The organism is Tardiphaga sp. GW821-FHT12E02, assembly GCF_058807155.1.
In genome coordinates, this window is the sequence record NZ_JBXAQK010000001.1 from 830,541 (window position 1) to 846,903 (window position 16,363).

Annotated in this window: 12 protein-coding genes; 7 read left to right on the forward strand and 5 right to left on the reverse strand. The window is 62.8% G+C overall.

Annotation, left to right across the window (positions count from 1 at the left end; genetic code table 11):
- The first annotated feature begins 1 nt into the window (after window position 1).
- The 7 genes from nusA to pnp all read left to right on the forward strand — a co-directional run bounded on the left by nusA (window position 2) and on the right by pnp (window position 9,686).
- Window positions 2-1,609 (forward strand): transcription termination factor NusA, encoded by a 1,608-nt coding sequence (gene nusA, locus AC1RQ5_RS03960; RefSeq protein ID WP_398478425.1) that lies wholly within the window; start codon window positions 2-4, stop codon window positions 1,607-1,609.
- Window positions 1,610-1,624: 15 nt separating this feature from the next.
- Window positions 1,625-2,356 carry an RNA-binding protein gene (locus tag AC1RQ5_RS03965; protein WP_493197157.1) on the forward strand — a complete coding sequence of 244 codons (732 nt, stop codon included), beginning with the start codon at window positions 1,625-1,627 and terminating at the stop codon, window positions 2,354-2,356.
- Window positions 2,357-2,413: 57 nt separating this feature from the next.
- Window positions 2,414-5,284, forward strand: a complete 2,871-nt coding sequence (gene infB, locus AC1RQ5_RS03970) for a translation initiation factor IF-2 (RefSeq protein WP_398478428.1) — start codon at window positions 2,414-2,416, stop codon at window positions 5,282-5,284.
- 144 nt (window positions 5,285-5,428) lie between these two features.
- Window positions 5,429-5,845 (forward strand): 30S ribosome-binding factor RbfA, encoded by a 417-nt coding sequence (rbfA, locus tag AC1RQ5_RS03975; protein WP_398478430.1) that lies wholly within the window; start codon window positions 5,429-5,431, stop codon window positions 5,843-5,845.
- Window positions 5,842-6,924, forward strand: a complete 1,083-nt coding sequence (truB, locus tag AC1RQ5_RS03980; protein ID WP_493197158.1) for a tRNA pseudouridine(55) synthase TruB — start codon at window positions 5,842-5,844, stop codon at window positions 6,922-6,924. The genes rbfA and truB overlap by 4 nt, the downstream gene beginning before the upstream one ends.
- A gap of 2 nt (window positions 6,925-6,926) precedes the next feature.
- On the forward strand, window positions 6,927-7,196 hold the full coding sequence (gene rpsO / locus AC1RQ5_RS03985; protein ID WP_398478434.1) for a 30S ribosomal protein S15: 270 nt from the start codon (window positions 6,927-6,929) through the stop codon (window positions 7,194-7,196).
- 339 nt (window positions 7,197-7,535) lie between these two features.
- Window positions 7,536-9,686, forward strand: a complete 2,151-nt coding sequence (gene pnp, locus AC1RQ5_RS03990; RefSeq protein ID WP_493197159.1) for a polyribonucleotide nucleotidyltransferase — start codon at window positions 7,536-7,538, stop codon at window positions 9,684-9,686.
- Window positions 9,687-9,887: 201 nt separating this feature from the next.
- On the opposite strand, the gene AC1RQ5_RS03995 is transcribed toward pnp, so the two are convergent.
- The 5 genes from AC1RQ5_RS03995 to rlmN all read right to left on the reverse strand — a co-directional run bounded on the left by AC1RQ5_RS03995 (window position 9,888) and on the right by rlmN (window position 16,067).
- On the reverse strand, window positions 9,888-11,645 hold the full coding sequence (locus AC1RQ5_RS03995; protein WP_493197160.1) for an alkaline phosphatase: 1,758 nt from the start codon (window positions 11,643-11,645) through the stop codon (window positions 9,888-9,890).
- Window positions 11,646-11,834: 189 nt separating this feature from the next.
- A complete protein-coding gene (gene argG / locus AC1RQ5_RS04000; RefSeq protein WP_493197161.1) occupies window positions 11,835-13,166 on the reverse strand; it encodes an argininosuccinate synthase in 1,332 nt (443 codons plus the stop codon).
- Between the two features lie 179 nt (window positions 13,167-13,345).
- A complete protein-coding gene (locus AC1RQ5_RS04005) occupies window positions 13,346-14,152 on the reverse strand; it encodes a phosphatase PAP2 family protein (RefSeq protein WP_493197162.1) in 807 nt (268 codons plus the stop codon).
- A 48-nt stretch (window positions 14,153-14,200) separates the two neighbouring features.
- Window positions 14,201-14,674: a hypothetical protein gene (locus tag AC1RQ5_RS04010; RefSeq protein ID WP_493197163.1), complete on the reverse strand. Its 474-nt coding sequence runs from the start codon at window positions 14,672-14,674 to the stop codon at window positions 14,201-14,203.
- Window positions 14,675-14,834: 160 nt separating this feature from the next.
- The gene (rlmN, locus tag AC1RQ5_RS04015) at window positions 14,835-16,067 is read right to left on the reverse strand and encodes a dual-specificity RNA methyltransferase RlmN (protein WP_493197164.1); all 1,233 of its coding nucleotides are present in this window, start codon (window positions 16,065-16,067) and stop codon (window positions 14,835-14,837) included.
- Between the last annotated feature and the right edge of the window lie 296 nt (window positions 16,068-16,363).

A 16,363-nucleotide genomic window follows, 5' to 3' on the forward strand; every position in this document is an offset into this window, starting at 1 on the left:
CATGGCCGCTATTAGCGCCAACCGACTTGAACTCTTGCAGATTGCCGACGCCGTTGCGCGCGAGAAAACGATCGACCGCAGCATCGTGATTTCGGCGATGGAAGAGGCGATCGCGAAGGCAGCGCGCGCGCGTTACGGCTCGGAAACAGACGTTCACGCCGAAATCCATCCGAAGACCGGCCAGCTCTCGCTGACCCGCCACATGCTGGTGGTCGAAGATGTCGAGAACTCGTCGAACCAGATTTCGCTCAATGATGCACAGCGCGCCAATCCGGGTGCGCAGGTCGGCGACACCATTGCCGATACGCTGCCGCCGCTGGAATATGGCCGTATCGCTGCGCAGTCGGCCAAGCAGGTGATCGTGCAGAAGGTGCGCGAAGCCGAGCGTGACCGTCAGTATCAGGAATTCAAGGATCGCATCGGCGAGATCGTCAACGGCGTCGTCAAGCGCGTCGAATATGGCTCGGTGATCGTCGATCTCGGCCGCGGCGAAGCGATTGTCCGTCGCGACGAAATGCTGCCGCGCGAAGTCTTCCGCAACGGCGACCGCGTCCGCGCCTATGTGTTCGACGTGCGCCGCGAGACCCGCGGTCCGCAGATCTTTTTGTCGCGCACCCATCCGCAGTTCATGGCCAAACTGTTCGCGCAGGAAGTGCCGGAAATCTATGACGGCATCGTCGAGATCAAGGCGGTTGCCCGTGATCCCGGTTCGCGCGCCAAGATCGGTGTGATCTCGCGCGATTCATCGGTGGATCCGGTCGGCGCCTGCGTTGGTATGCGCGGCTCGCGCGTGCAGGCCGTGGTGAACGAGCTGCAGGGCGAAAAGATCGACATCATCCCGTGGTCGCCGGATATCGCGACCTTCGTGGTCAACGCGCTGGCGCCGGCGGAAGTGTCCAAGGTCGTCATCGACGAAGACCGCGAGCGCATCGAAGTCGTGGTGCCGGACACCAATAACCAGCTATCCCTTGCGATCGGTCGCCGTGGCCAGAACGTGCGTCTGGCCTCGCAGCTGACCGGCTGGGATATCGACATCCTCACCGAGCAGGAAGAATCCGAGCGCCGCCAGGCCGACTTCGAGAACGCCACCCGCGTGTTCATGGAAGCGCTGAATGTCGACGAAGTCGTCGGCCAGCTCTTGGCGTCGGAAGGCTTTACGAACGTCGAAGAACTCGCCCTGGTGGATGCCAAGGAACTGGCGAGCATCGAAGGTTTCGACGACGAGACCGCCGAAGAATTGCAGAGCCGCGCCCGTGAATATCTGGAACAGCAGGAAGCCGAATTGAGCGCACGTTGCAAGGAACTGGGTGTCGACGAGGCGCTGCGCGATGTGCCGGGCGTGACCCTGCAGATGATGGTCAAGTTCGGCGAAAATGACGTCAAGACCGTCGAAGACCTGGCCGGCTGCGCCACCGACGACCTGGTCGGCTGGACCGAGCGCAAGGAAGGCTCCGAGCCGGTCAAGCATGCCGGTTTCCTCGACGCCAACGAGATTTCGCGTGAGGACGCCGAGCGTCTGATCATGGAAGCCCGTGTCGTTGCCGGCTGGATCACCCGTGAAGATCTGGACAAGGGCGTCGAGCCCGAGTCCGAAGACGTCGAAGCGTAAGGATATGCGCCACGCATGCTCGCCAGTTTTGACCCCGCAGATCTTGATCGCGGCCCCCGAGACACCAAATCGGGGACTGAGCGGATGTGCGTGGTCTCACGGCACGTGCGTCCGATCGATGAACTGATCCGTTTCGTCCTCGCCCCCACGGGCGAGCCTGTTCCTGACCTCAAGCGCAAGCTGCCGGGTCGGGGCATGTGGGTTTCGGCCTCGCATAAAGCGGTGGCCGAGGCGGTGAAGCGCAATCTGTTCGCCCGGGGTTTCAAGACAAATGTCAAACCATCGGCCGATCTCGCCGATGAAACCGATAAATTGATGCTGCGCGGCGTGATCGAGGCATTGGCCATGGTGGCCAAGGCGGGTCAGGTCGTCGCAGGTTTCACCAAGGTCGAAGACACATTACGGCGTAATACCGCCGGAATCCTGTTGCATGCCTCCAACGGCGCCGCCGACGGCATCCGCAAACTGGATGGCATCGCCCGCCAAAATGCCGAATTCGACGAAGAAACCGATCCGTTGCCCATCATTTCGCTGCTTCATAGCGACGAATTGGATTTGGCATTGGGGCGGTCAAATGTGATACATGCTGCCGTGCTGACAGGCCCGGCGGGCAAAACGTTCCTGTCGCGCAGCCAGACTTTGGTCCGATACCGGATGGCTGACGCGGACATCAACGCAAGCGCCAAACCATCGAAGACCCATGCGTCGCCGGACACGGCGCTGCCGGACGACGATCTCGCCGATTGAATTAGAACGATGACGAATGTGCGACCGCGCACACCGCAAAAGGACTAGGACTGCTGAATGGTTGATACGAAAACGCCTGGCGACAAGACTCTGAGCGTTCCCAGCAAGACCTTGACGCTGAAGCCACGCGTCGAGCAGAGCACTGTGCGCCAGAGCTTCAGCCAGGGCCGTAGCAAGCAGGTGGTGGTCGAGAAACGCGGCAAGCGCCGCATTCCCGGCGAAACCACCAGCACCGAAGCTGCTGCACCCGCTCCGGCACCGGCCGCCGCACCTGCGCCGGTTCCGGCAGCACCGGTTGCTGCTGCGCCGACGCCCGCTCCGACTCCCGCCGCACCTGCGCCGGCTCCGGCGCCCGTTGCTGCGGCTCCGGCTGCGCCGGCGCCTGTTGCTGCTGCGCCTGCCGCTCCCGTCCGTGCTGCTGCACCAGCCGCGCCGGTTCGCCCGGCTGCGCCTGCCGCTCCGGTTCGCACCTCGTCATCGGGATCGTCGTCCCGCGTGCCGACGCCACCCTCGCGTTCTGCTTCGCCGCCGCCGCGTGGTGGTTCGCAGCGTCCGCAGCCGCCGCAGCGCAGCGGCTCCGGCGTCGTGCTGCGCACGCTGACCGAGGATGAGCGCAACGCCCGAACCGCTGCGCTTGCCGATGCGCGCGCCCGCGAGGTCGAAGAGCGCCGTCTTGCCGAGGCCGAAGCGGCCCGTCGCAACACCAAGGAATACAAGGAGCAGGCCGAGCGTGAAGCCGCCGAAGCCCGTCGCAAGGCCGAGGAAGAGCGTCACCGCCTGGAAGAAGAAGCCAAGCGCAAGGCGGAAGCTGAAGCCAAGCGCCGTGAGGCCGAGGCTGAAGCCAAGGCCAAGTCCGCTGCCCGCACGACGACCACCACGGCTCGTGCGCCGATCGCGACCACGTCCGGCCGTCCGGCTGTTGCTGCTGATGGCAGCGACGAGGATGAAGCACCGCGCGTCGTTCGTCGCCCCGGTGGCGGCCCGGCTCGCCCCGTGATCGCACCGAAGCCGACCGCCAAGCCTGGTCCGCAGAAGGAACGCGGCCGTCTCACCGTCGTCACCGCGCTATCGGCCGGCGATGTGCGCGAGCGTTCGGTCGCCTCGTTCCGTCGCCGTACCCAGCGCCTGAAGGGTCATCAGTCGAACGAGCCGAAGGAAAAGCTCATTCGTGAAGTGGTGATCCCGGAAGCGATCACCATTCAGGAACTCGCGAACCGCATGGCGGAGCGCGCGGTGGACATCATCCGCATGCTGATGAAGCAGGGCGCGATGCACAAGATCACCGACGTGATCGATTCCGATACCGCGCAGCTCATCGCTGAAGAACTCGGCCACACCGTCAAGCGCGTCGCCGCGTCGGACGTTGAAGAAGGCCTGTTCGACGTCGCCGACGATTCCACCGATACGGAAACCCGTTCACCGGTCGTGACCGTCATGGGCCACGTCGATCACGGCAAGACGTCGTTGCTCGACGCGCTGCGTCAGGCAAACGTCGTGTCGGGTGAAGCCGGTGGCATCACCCAGCATATCGGCGCCTATCAGGTCACCTCGCCGGAAAGCGGCAAGAAGATCACCTTCATCGATACGCCGGGCCACGCCGCGTTCACCGCGATGCGCGCCCGCGGCGCCAAGGTCACCGACATCGTCATCCTCGTGGTGGCGGCCGATGACGGCGTGATGCCGCAGACGATCGAAGCCATCAACCATGCCAAGGCGGCGGGTGTGCCGATCATCGTGGCGATCAACAAGATCGACAAGCCCGATGCGAAGGCGGAGCGCGTGCGCACCGAGCTTCTGCAGCATGATGTGCAGGTCGAATCCTTCGGCGGCGACGTCGTGGACGTCGAAGTGTCGGCGAAGAACAAGACCAATCTCGACAAGCTGCTCGAAATGATCGCGCTGCAGGCCGAAATCCTCGATCTGAAGACCAATTCGGATCGTCCGGCGGAAGGCACCGTGATCGAAGCCAAGCTCGATCGTGGTCGTGGTCCGGTGGCGACCGTGCTGGTTCAGCGCGGCACGCTCCGCATCGGCGACATCATCGTGGCCGGTTCGGAAATGGGCCGCGTCCGCGCGCTGATCTCCGATCAGGGCGAGCAGCTCACCGAAGCCGGTCCGTCAGTGCCGGTCGAGGTGCTCGGCTTCAACGGTCCGCCGGAAGCTGGTGATCGTATGGCCGTCGTGGTCAACGAAGCCCGCGCCCGCGAGATCACCGACTATCGTACCCATGCGAAGCGCGAAAAGTCCGCAGCCTCCACCAACGGCATGCGCGGCTCGCTCGAGCAGATGATGAGTCAGCTGAAGACCTCGGGCCGCAAGGACTTCCCGCTGGTCATCAAGGCCGACGTGCAGGGTTCGCTGGAAGCCATTCTCGGCTCGCTGGAGAAGCTCGGCACCGACGAAGTCGCAGCCCGCATCCTGCATGCAGGCGTCGGCGGCATCTCGGAATCGGACGTGACGCTGGCGGAAGGCTTCAATGCCGCCATCATTGGCTTCTCGGTGCGCGCCAACAAGGAAGCGACGGCTCTTGCCAAGCGCAACGGCATCGAAATCCGCTACTACAACATCATCTACGATCTCGTGGATGACGTGAAGAAAGCCATGTCCGGCCTGCTCGCGCCCACTCTGCGCGAAACCATGCTGGGCAATGCGCAGATCCTCGAAGTGTTCAACATCTCGAAGGTCGGCAAGGTCGCGGGTTGCCGCGTCACCGACGGCAATGTGGAACGCGGCGCGAATGTGCGCCTGATCCGCGACAACGTCGTCGTGCACGAAGGCAAGCTGTCGACGCTGAAGCGCTTCAAGGACGAAGTGAAGGAAGTGGCGTCAGGCCAGGAATGCGGCATGGCGTTCGAAAACTACTCCGACATGCGTGCCGGTGACGTGATCGAGTGTTATCGCATCGAGACCATCCAGCGCTCGCTGTAAGTCCAAGTCTTACAGAGAGCCGGATTTTGAGAAGGCCGTCATGCCCGGCGTAATGCCGGGCATCTACGCCTTGTTTTCACAACAATAGACGTGGATGGCCGGGACAAGCCCGGCCATGACGTCGTTATTTGGGTTGGCAAAAAGATGCCCAAGCATCATCAGAAATCCGCAGCGCCCGGCGGCTCGCAGCGTATGTTGCGCGTCGGCGAACTGATGCGCCATGCGATCGCCGATATCCTCTCGCAGGGTGGGGTTCATGACCCCGTGCTGGCGACATCCATCATCACGGTGCCGGAGGTGCGGATGTCTCCGGACCTCAAGCTCGCCACCGTCTATGTGATGCCGCTCGGCGGCAAGAACACCGAGCCGGTGCTGAAGGCGCTGGCCGCGAACAAGAGTTTTTTGCGCACCGAAGCCGCGCATCGCGTGAACCTGAAATACGCGCCTGATCTGCGCTTCCGCATCGACGAGCGTTTCGACGAAGCGGAACGCATCGACAAACTTTTGCGCACCCCTGCGGTGGCGCGTGACCTCAAACAAGACTCGGACAACGAAGAATGACTGTGACGACGATCAAGACCGAAACCGGCGTGGAAGTGAGTCCGCTTCCGCAGGGCGCCTCGTCGCCGCGCGGTAATAACGATCCGCGCCATCAGGGCGGCAAGCGCCAGGGCGGCGGTCAGGTGCGCCGCGACAAGCGCGACGTCCATGGCTGGGTCATTCTCGACAAGCCGATCGGCATGACCTCGACCCAGGCGGTCGCCGTCGCCAAGCGCCTGTTCCAGGCCAAGCGCGCCGGCCATGCCGGCACCCTCGACCCGCTCGCCTCCGGCGGTCTCCCCATTGCATTGGGCGAAGCCACCAAGACCGTTCCCTTCGTGATGGACGGCCGCAAGCGCTATCGCTTCACCGTCGCCTGGGGCGCCGAGCGCGACACCGACGATACCGAAGGCAAGGTCACCCAGACGTCGGACGCTCGGCCAACGGCCGAGCAGATCCGTGCGCTGCTGCCGCAATTTACCGGCAATATCGAGCAGACCCCGCCGCAATATTCGGCCATCAAGATCCAGGGCGAGCGCGCCTATGATCTCGCGCGCGACGGCGAAATCGTCCCGCTGGTTCCGCGTCCCGTCGTGATCCACGAATTAGTGCTTACAGAACAACCAGATAACGACCATGCCGTGTTCGAGGCCGAATGCGGCAAGGGCACCTATGTGCGCGCGCTGGCCCGTGACATCGGCCGCCTGCTCGGCTGCTACGGCCATATCTCGTCGCTGCGCCGAACCCTGGTCGGCCCCTTCGCCGAAGCTGACATGATTCCACTGGCAGAATTGGAGGCTTTGTGCGATAGAGCCGCGTCTGGCGAGGGAAGCCTCGCCGACGCGCTACTGCCCGTTGAGACCGCGCTGGACGACATCCCGGCGCTGGCCGTCACACGGTCAGATGCGGCAAGGCTCCATCGGGGTCAGGCCGTCTTGTTGCGCGGACGGGATGCGCCTCATTGCAATGGCACGGTTTATGTCACGGTGTCGGGCCGGTTACTGGCCCTCGCCGAACTCAGCAATGGTGAACTCATCCCCAAGCGCGTGTTCAACCTTTCCGGATTGACTGCCAATCCGGTGCAAAAAGAAAGTCACTGACGATGTCGATTGCCGCAGAACGCAAAGCGGAAGTCATCAAGAACAGCGCCCTCAAGACCGGCGATACCGGTTCGCCTGAGGTTCAGGTTGCCATCCTCTCGGAGCGCATCGTGAATCTCACCGAACACTTCAAGACCCACACGAAGGACAACCATTCCCGTCGTGGCCTGCTGAAGCTGGTGTCCACCCGTCGTTCGCTTCTCGATTACATCAAGAAGAAGGACGAGGCCCGGTACAAGGCCCTGCTCGCAAAGCACAATATTCGCCGCTAAGCGAATCGACGCGCGCATCGTTTGCGCGCGTTTTCGCATGGACGATCCTCAAAAGATTCCCATGCCATCACGTAGTGCAGGCCAGAGTGGCCCGCACGATAGCGTCCAGCCGCAATCCGGCAGCTGGGCGATGACGGGCAAGGAGCCCGTCGCGCGGAGTGGAGCAAGAATGCCCCAACCCGCGACCATCGGAAGGATGGACGCCATTCGAAATTCACAAGCCATGGCAAGATCGCCGGACGCTGCTTTCGCAATCGATGCGAAGCGTCTTGCAGTCTTGCGCATGGCTTTTGTTTTTTCGGCGCCACGTCTTCTGTGAACCCATGAAAGAATCCCAAGATGTTTAATTCTCATTCCGTCGAGATCGATTGGGGCGGTCGTCCGCTCAAGCTGGAAACCGGCAAGGTCGCCCGTCAGGCTGACGGCGCCGTGCTCGCCACCTATGGCGAAACCATCGTGCTCGCGACCGTCGTCGCCGCCAAGTCCGCCAAGGATGGCATCGACTTCCTGCCGCTGACCGTCGACTACATCGAAAAGACCTACGCAGCCGGCCGCATTCCCGGCGGCTACTTCAAGCGCGAAGGCCGTCCGACCGAGAAGGAGACGCTGGTCTCCCGCCTGATCGACCGTCCGATCCGTCCGCTGTTCGCCGATGGCTGGCGCAACGAGACCCAGGTCGTCGTCACCGTGCTGTCGCACGACATGGAAAACGATCCGGACATTCTCGCCCTCGTTGCCACCTCGGCCGCGCTGACTCTGTCGGGCGCACCGTTCCAGGGCCCGATCGGCGCCGCCCGCGTCGGTTTCACCGGTGACGAATACGTCCTCAACCCGACGCTGGACGAGATGACCGACACCCAGCTCGACCTGGTCGTCGCCGGCACCGCCGACGCCGTGCTGATGGTCGAATCGGAAGCCAAGGAGCTTGGCGAAGAGATCATGCTCGGCGCCGTGATGTTCGGTCACCGCCACTTCCAGCCGGTGATCAAGGCGATCATCGAGCTCGCCGAGAAGGCCGCCAAGGAGCCGCGCGAAGTCACCACCGTGGATGACAGCGCGCTCGAAAAGGAAATGCTGGGCATCGTCGAGACCGAGCTGCGCTCGGCCTATGCGATTGCCATCAAGCAGGACCGCTACGCTGCCGTCGGCGCCGTGAAGAAGAAGGTCATGGACCACTACTTCCCGGAAGGTCAGGAGCCCAAGTTCGACAAGCTCCGCGTCGCCGGTGTGTTCAAGGAGCTGGAATCGAAGATCGTTCGCTGGAACATCCTCGACACCAAGAAGCGCATCGACGGTCGCGACCTGACCACGGTTCGTCCGATCGTTGCCGAAGTCGGCATCCTGCCGCGCGCACATGGTTCGGCGCTGTTCACCCGCGGTGAAACCCAGGCGATGGTCGTCACCACGCTCGGCACCGGCGAAGACGAGCAGTATATCGACTCGCTGTCAGGAACGTACAAAGAGACGTTCCTGCTGCACTACAACTTCCCTCCCTACTCGGTCGGTGAGACCGGCCGCATGGGCGGCACCAAGCGTCGCGAAATCGGCCACGGCAAGCTCGCCTGGCGTGCGATCCATCCGGTGCTGCCGGGCCACCACGAATTCCCCTACACCATCCGCGTGGTGTCGGAGATCACCGAGTCGAACGGTTCGTCCTCGATGGCCTCGGTCTGCGGCGCTTCGCTCGCGCTGATGGATGCCGGCGTGCCGTTGAAGCGTCCGACGGCGGGTATCGCCATGGGCCTCATTCTCGAAGGTTCGCGCTACGCCGTTCTGTCGGACATCCTGGGTGATGAAGATCATCTCGGCGACATGGACTTCAAGGTGGCTGGTACCGACACCGGCATCACCTCGCTGCAGATGGACATCAAGATCGCCGGTATCACCGAAGAGATCATGAAGGTCGCTCTCGGCCAGGCCAAGGAAGGCCGCATTCACATTCTCGGAGAGATGTCGAAGGCGCTGACCAATGCCCGCGCCGAGCTCGGCGAATATGCGCCGCGCATCGAGACCTTCAAGATCGCCACCGACAAGATCCGTGAAGTGATCGGCACCGGCGGCAAGGTGATCCGCGAGATCGTCGAAAAGACCGGCGCCAAGGTCAACATCGAAGACGACGGCACCGTGAAGGTGGCTTCGTCGGATGGTGAAGCCATGAAGGCGGCCATCAAGTGGATCAAGTCGATCGCTTCCGATCCGGAAGTCGGCCAGATCTACGAGGGCACCGTCGTCAAGGTGATGGAATTCGGTGCATTCGTGAACTTCTTCGGCGCCAAGGACGGCCTGGTGCATATCAGCCAGCTCGCTGCCGGCCGCGTGCAGAAGACCTCCGACGTCATCAAGGAAGGCGACAAGGTCAAGGTCAAGCTGCTCGGCTTCGACGATCGCGGCAAGACGCGTCTGTCGATGAAGGTTGTCGACCAGGAGACTGGCGAAGACCTCGAAGCGAAGCAGAAGGCCGAGGGTGAAGCGGCTCCGGCTGCTGAGTAAGCTTTTCGTGAATGAATAGAAAAGGGCGGCCGAGAGGCCGCCCTTTTTGTTTCTATGAATGTGGAGCGTGCTCGGCCTGCATGGTTCGAGACGCCCGCTTTGCGGGCTCCTCACCATGAGGGTCTTCTATAGCGCCATACTCTTTCCTCATCCTGAGGAGCGGCCTTCTTAGGCCGCGTCTCGAAGGATGGCCGCAGAGCTCTACTTCACGCTCCCCAATCCCAGCGCATCCACCATCACGCGAAACACTTCCGTATTATCCATCTGCCCCTTCACGCGATCGCTACCCGGGCCGGTCGCTGTCAGGATCACGTCCTCTCCCGAATGCACACTCGCATTCATCATCGCCGGCAGATTGCCCAGCCGTAGCATCGCCCCCGGCGCGTTCTTGTATTTCTCGTTCGCCGTGAATGTATTTGGCGCCTCGCCCTTCTGCGTCGGTTCGAACGGACCATCAAGCTTCGGCCGCAGCGTCTCATAATGATCGGGCAGGCTCGCCGACATGATCGCCAGCCGCCGGCTCACATCCACGCGTGATGGATAGCCCTCCGCATCGGGTGCCGGATAGTTCGGGAAGCCGGCCTTGTCATAGACGCCGATCCGCTCGCGCAGCGGCAGATTGGTCTCGACGCTCATGTCGTCATTGACGGTGCCGACGAGGCTGTTCGGATGGCTGTGATCGGACACGACGAGGATCAGCGTGTCCTCGCCGCGCTTGGCGGACCATTCCTTGGCGAGCTTCACCGCATTGTCGAGCATGATCACGTCATAGACGGCGCGGTCCATGTCGAGCAGATGGGCATATTTGTCGATCATGCCGGACTCCACCAGCAGGACAAATCCCTTGTCATGGCGCGACAGCACGTTGAGGGCGGCCTGCACCTGTTCGGTGAGATCCGGCTGCTCCGGATATTTCTTCACGCCGCCACCCTTGAGGAACTTGCGGTCGAGCACGCCATCCATGTTGCCGGGCGTGAACAGGCCGAGCAGCTTTGTCGTGTCCGTCTTGTCGGCCGTTGCATTCAATTCGCCGGCAGTCTTCACATAGGGATAGCCGGCGTCCTTGAACTTGGCGATGTAGTCCACCTCGTCGGCGCGCTTGCCGATATCGACCGTGCGCGGCAAAAAGTTTGCCGCGCCGCCGCCGAGGATGACATCGGGTTTCGCCGCGAACATCTGCGCGACGATTTCGTCATAGGCCGCGCGGCGGCGCGTATGTGCGATCATCGAGGCGGGCGTCGCATCCTGGATTTCCGTGTTGGTGACGATGCCGACGGCGAGATCGAGCTTGCGCTTCACCAGCGAGGTGATGGTCTCGACCTTCGGATCGTCAAACACGTCGCGCGTGCGATCCGCATAGACGCCGAGCGCATTGGTCGCCGACTTGTGCCCGGTCGTGTAGGCGCTCGCGGAGTTCGCCGAGTCCGTGATGATCGAATCCGTGCCGGCGGTGCCGACCAGCGCCATGCTCGGCATATCGTCGATGGCGAGCTTGCCGTTGCTCTTGCCTTCCTTGATGCCCTTGGACAGGATCCGCGCGCCGACACGATGCGCCAGCGACATGCCGTCGCCGACGAACAGGATCACGTTCTTCGCCTTGCGGGCGCCGGTGTCGTACACGTTCCACGTCACCGACTTGGTGAGCGCGCCTGCCGTGACGTCGATCTTGTAGGCGCCGGGCTTGTCGAGCACGACATCGCGCAGCACCAGCGCGGATTGATCCTTATCATCCTCACGTTCGATATAGTCGGCGTTCTTGCCGAAGGCCGTCGCCTGATCGGCGCCATTGATTGTGACCTTGATGTCGGCGGCTGCGACCTTCCCAGGAAGTTCGACCTTGAAGTCGAATTTGCTGCCCTTGAGAATTTCCGCGCGATCCAGCGGATAGATCACCTGCGCCGAAGCGGATGCGCTCATGAAAAACGCCGCAAGCGCGGCGAGTGAAATGGTCTTGGTCATGGACGCTATCCCCGGTGGCTTTCTGTCGCAGGCAGTCTCCATCAATAAAACGGCCGGATGTCACGTCAATGACATCCGGCCGGTAGATCGATCGTGGGGCGGATAAGCGCAGCCTCATCCGCCGGCCGACTTCGTTGTTGAAACTCCGCGGCGGATAACGGCTGCGCCTCATCCGCCCTACGGCATAGTTTAATCCTTGCCCAGTCGCGGGATCGTGGCGCCTTCGCCGGCGCTGATCAGGCCGGTCTTCGCATAGATGTTCAGCTTCGCACGGGTATCGGTGATATCGAGATTGCGCATGGTCAGCTGGCCGATGCGGTCCGCCGGCGTGAACGGCGCATCCTCCACCTTCTCCATGCTCAGGCGCTCCGGCGCATAGGTCAGGTTCGGGCTCTGGGTATTCGCGATCGAATAGTCATTGCCGCGGCGCAGGTCGAGCGTCACTTCGCCGGTGATGGCGCGGGCCACCCAGCGCTGCGCTGTCTCGCGCAGCATCAAAGCCTGCGAGTCGAACCAGCGGCCCTGATAGAGCAGACGGCCGAGCTTCATGCCGTTCATGCGGTACTGCTCGATGGTGTCTTCGTTGTGAATGCCGGTGACGAGGCGCTCATAGGCGATGTGCAGCAGCGCCATGCCCGGCGCTTCATAGATGCCGCGGCTCTTGGCTTCGATGATGCGGTTCTCGATCTGGTCGCTCATGCCAAGGCCATGGCGGCCGCCGATCGCATTGGCTTCGAGGAACAGCGCGACTGGGTCGGCAAAGGTCTTGCCGTTCAGCGCGACCGGCTGGCCTTCCTCGAAACGTACGCTGACGCGCTCGGATTTGACGACGCAATCGTCCTTCCAGAACGGCACGCCCATGATCGGATTGACGATGGTGATGCCGCTATCGAGATGTTCGAGATCCTTGGCTTCATGCGTCGCACCGAGCAGGTTGCTGTCGGTCGAATAGGCCTTCTCCGCGCTCATCTTGTAGGCGAAGCCGTGGGCGGTCATGAAGGCCGACATTTCGGCGCGGCCACCGAGCTCGTCGATGAACTGGTCATCGAGCCAGGGCTTGTAGATCTTGAGCTCCGGATTGGTCAGCAGGCCGTAGCGATAGAAGCGCTCGATGTCGTTGCCCTTATAGGTCGAGCCGTCGCCCCAGATATTGACGCCATCTTCCTTCATGGCCGAGACCAGCATGGTGCCGGTCACCGCGCGGCCGAGCGGGGTGGTGTTGAAATAGGTGATGCCGCCGGTGGAGACATGGAACGCGCCGGCCTGGATCGCGGCGATGCCTTCATGGACGAGCTGGGCGCGGCAATCGACCAGGCGGGCCTTCTCGGCGCCGAACTCCATCGCCTTGCGCGGGATCTCGTCGTAATCGGCCTCGTCGGGCTGGCCGAGATTGGCGGTATAGGCGAAGACCTTGGCGCCCTTCTGCTTCATCCAGAGCAGCGCCGCCGACGTATCGAGGCCGCCGGAAAAGGCGATGCCGACATTCTTGCCGGTGGGGAGGCTTTTCAGGATCGTGGTCATGGGGCGTCCAATCGGGGCTATTTTTCGCGGTCAGCGATAGCGCGCCGGGGCAAAGGGCGTCAACGCGGGAACAACTCTCCTGTCGCCACCCGGCTCGACCGGGTGGCCCAGTACACACCGCAGCCTGCGAGTTTACTGGGTTGCCCGGTCAAGCCGGGCAACGACAGGATGAGATGGCTTCAATCGTGATACTGCTCGGTAATCCGGCTCGATAGCGTCGGCTTCGGCGGATTGCGGCCGGACAGCATCCGCCGCCGCCAGGCATAGCCTGGCCAGGCGAGTTTGGTCAGCCAGCGATCAATGCCGTCATCCGTCATCCGGGTCCGCGGCCAGCGGTAGATCCATCCGTGGATCAGCCAGATCACCAGAAACGAGGCCAGGCCGGCGATCGTCACGTCGGTGAAGAAGTGCCCGCCAAAGGCCATCCGCCAGCCCGAGGTGGCGAGGCCGAACACCGTCGCGGCCACATAGGCGGCCGGGCGAAACGCCGGGGGCGCCAGCGCGGCCGGGGCATAGGTCCAGAACGCCGTGGCGCCCTCGCCGGAGAAGAACGAGCAGTTGCGCACGCATTCACCGCTCGGGTCCCACCAGGCCTTGAATTGCCAGGGGCCGCCGAATTCGGTCACGGACACGGGCCGCGGCCGATCCCAGAAGCTCTTGAAGGTGAAATTGGTGAGAAAGCCCGCCGACATCAGCATGGTGATGACCAGAAAGGCCATGGTGCGGCCCTTTACCAGCAGCGGCCGGTTCGGCCAGATCAGCTTGACGATCAGCGCCAGGATCGAGGGGGCCACGAAGGCCCAGGCGATCCACATGGCCGCGTTGCGCGCGAACTGCGCGTAAGGCAGCCCGGAATAGGCGAAACCGCCGGCTTCGGGCGTGTAGAACAGCGCCGCGAGCTTGAGATCGAGTTTGGGCCAGACGCCGAAAATCACGAGGATCGCTGCAAGCAGCACGAGCGCAATGAGGAGGCCGGTCCGGTTCATGGCGGGCGGTTTATCCGACGTGCTGCGGGAAGGAAAGTTAAAGCGCGATCACTTTGCCGCGGCATCCGGTTGCGGTGGAAGCTGCCGTGGCTGCCGCCACGCGCCAGCCTTGCGCCCCGCGATCACCCAGTAGATCAGCCCCGCGACGATGCCGGCGCCGGTCATCACCTCCAGATGCCGGCGCACGATGCCATCGAAACTCATGGTGGTGGTGTCGTAGGGGATCAGGCCGAGATAGCAGACCAGGCCGACCACGGCGCCGCCAAGCGCATAGGCGATGACGCTGCGGATATTGAAGGCTTCGGTGATGAGCACGACGATCAGTGCGGGGATCAGCGCAAAGCCCGAGAAGAAGATGAAGCCGAAGCCGACAAGGATGTTGATGGCGTTCGGATCGATGAGACCGGTATCCATCGCGCTCAATTCGGGGAACAGGATCGAGAAGGTCACGATCGCGCCGCCGACCATGCAGGCCACGCAGAAAGCGAAGAAGATGACGATGATGCGGCCGATCAGGGACATGGTGGCTGGTTGTTCTTTCTGCCGGCGCCCCACACGCTGCCCTCATCCTGAGGAGCGGCCGCAGGCCGCGTCTCGAAGGATGTGCCAGGCCACGCATGGTTCGAGACGCACGCCTGCGGCGTGCTCCTCACCATGAGGGCGGAGTAGGAAGTGCCGTCCATCAATCCGTCATCGCCATCGCGCGCAGCGCCTGGCGCTCGCGCGCGCTCAGCTTTTCCGTCTCCGACTTCAGCTGCCCGCACGCCGCGAGAATGTCGCGACCGCGCGGGGTACGCACCGGAGAGGAATAGCCGGCATTGAAGACATATTCGGAGAACGCCTCGATCTGCGCCCAGTCGGAACATTCGTAGCGCGTGCCCGGCCACGGATTGAACGGGATCAGATTGATCTTGGCGTGAATGCCCTTGAGCATCTTCACCAGCAGCTTCGCATCTTCGAGCGAGTCGTTGATGCCCTTCAGCATCACATATTCAAACGTGATGCGCCGCGCGTTCGATGCGCCGGGATAGTCGCGGCACGCCTGCAGCAATTCCTTCAGCGGATATTTCTTGTTGAGCGGCACCAGCTCGTTGCGCAGCTCGTCGCGCACCGCATGCAGCGAAATCGCGAGCATCACGCCGATCTCGTCGCCGGTGCGCGCGATGTTCGGCACCACGCCCGAGGTCGACAGCGTGATGCGGCGGCGCGAGATGCCGATGCCTTCATTGTCGGACACGATCAGCAGCGCGTCGCGCACCGCATCGAAATTGTAGAGCGGCTCGCCCATGCCCATCATCACGATATTGGTGATGCGGCGATTGGCATTCGGGGTGTCGCGGTCGGCCCAGTCGTTCAGGCGGTCACGGGCCACCATGATCTGGCCGACGATCTCGCCCGGCGTCAGGTTGCGCACCAGCCGCTGGGTTCCCGTATGGCAGAACGAGCAGTTCAGCGTGCAGCCGACCTGCGACGAGACGCACAGCGTGCCGCGGTCGGTCTCGGGGATATAAACGCACTCGACCTCATGGGCGCGTTCGCCATGGATGCCCGAAGGTAGCTTCAGCAGCCATTTGCGGGTGCCGTCATTGGAAATCTGCTCGACCGCCACTTCCGGCCGGTCGACCGTGAAATGCTGCTCCAGCTCGGCACGCATGTCCTTGGAGATGCTGGACATTTCCGCAAAGCTCTGAACCCCGCGGTAGTACAGCCAGTGCCAGATCTGCTGGCTGCGCATCTTCTGCTGCGCCGGCTTCACGCCGATGGAACCGAGCTTCTCCGCGATCTGCGCTCGCGACAGGCCGATCAGCGAGGGTTTGGCCAGCGGCACATAGGTTTCCGTCGCGATTTTCTCCAGTGGAACCTGGAGCGCGTGGGTCTCAACGGCGGTGCTGGCCTCGGCAGAAGCGGGGGTCATGGCGTTCGATCTATCAGTAAGGGCAATGAGTTAGCTCGATCCCTCATCCTGAGGAGCGGCCTCTTGGCCGCGTCTCGAAGGATGGCGACAAGCTCGGAGCAAACCATCTCATGGTTCGAGGCGGCGCTGCGCGCCTCCTCACCATGAGGGCCAGAGATATGCTTTTCGCGCCCGAATGGAAAGGCGCCAAATGCGGCAATATTAACGGCGGCCCGTAGGATGGGTTGAGCGCAGGCGCAAAGCGCCGGAGCGATACCAATCACCGCCTGCTCCGGAGTTCGTTGTGATGGGTATCG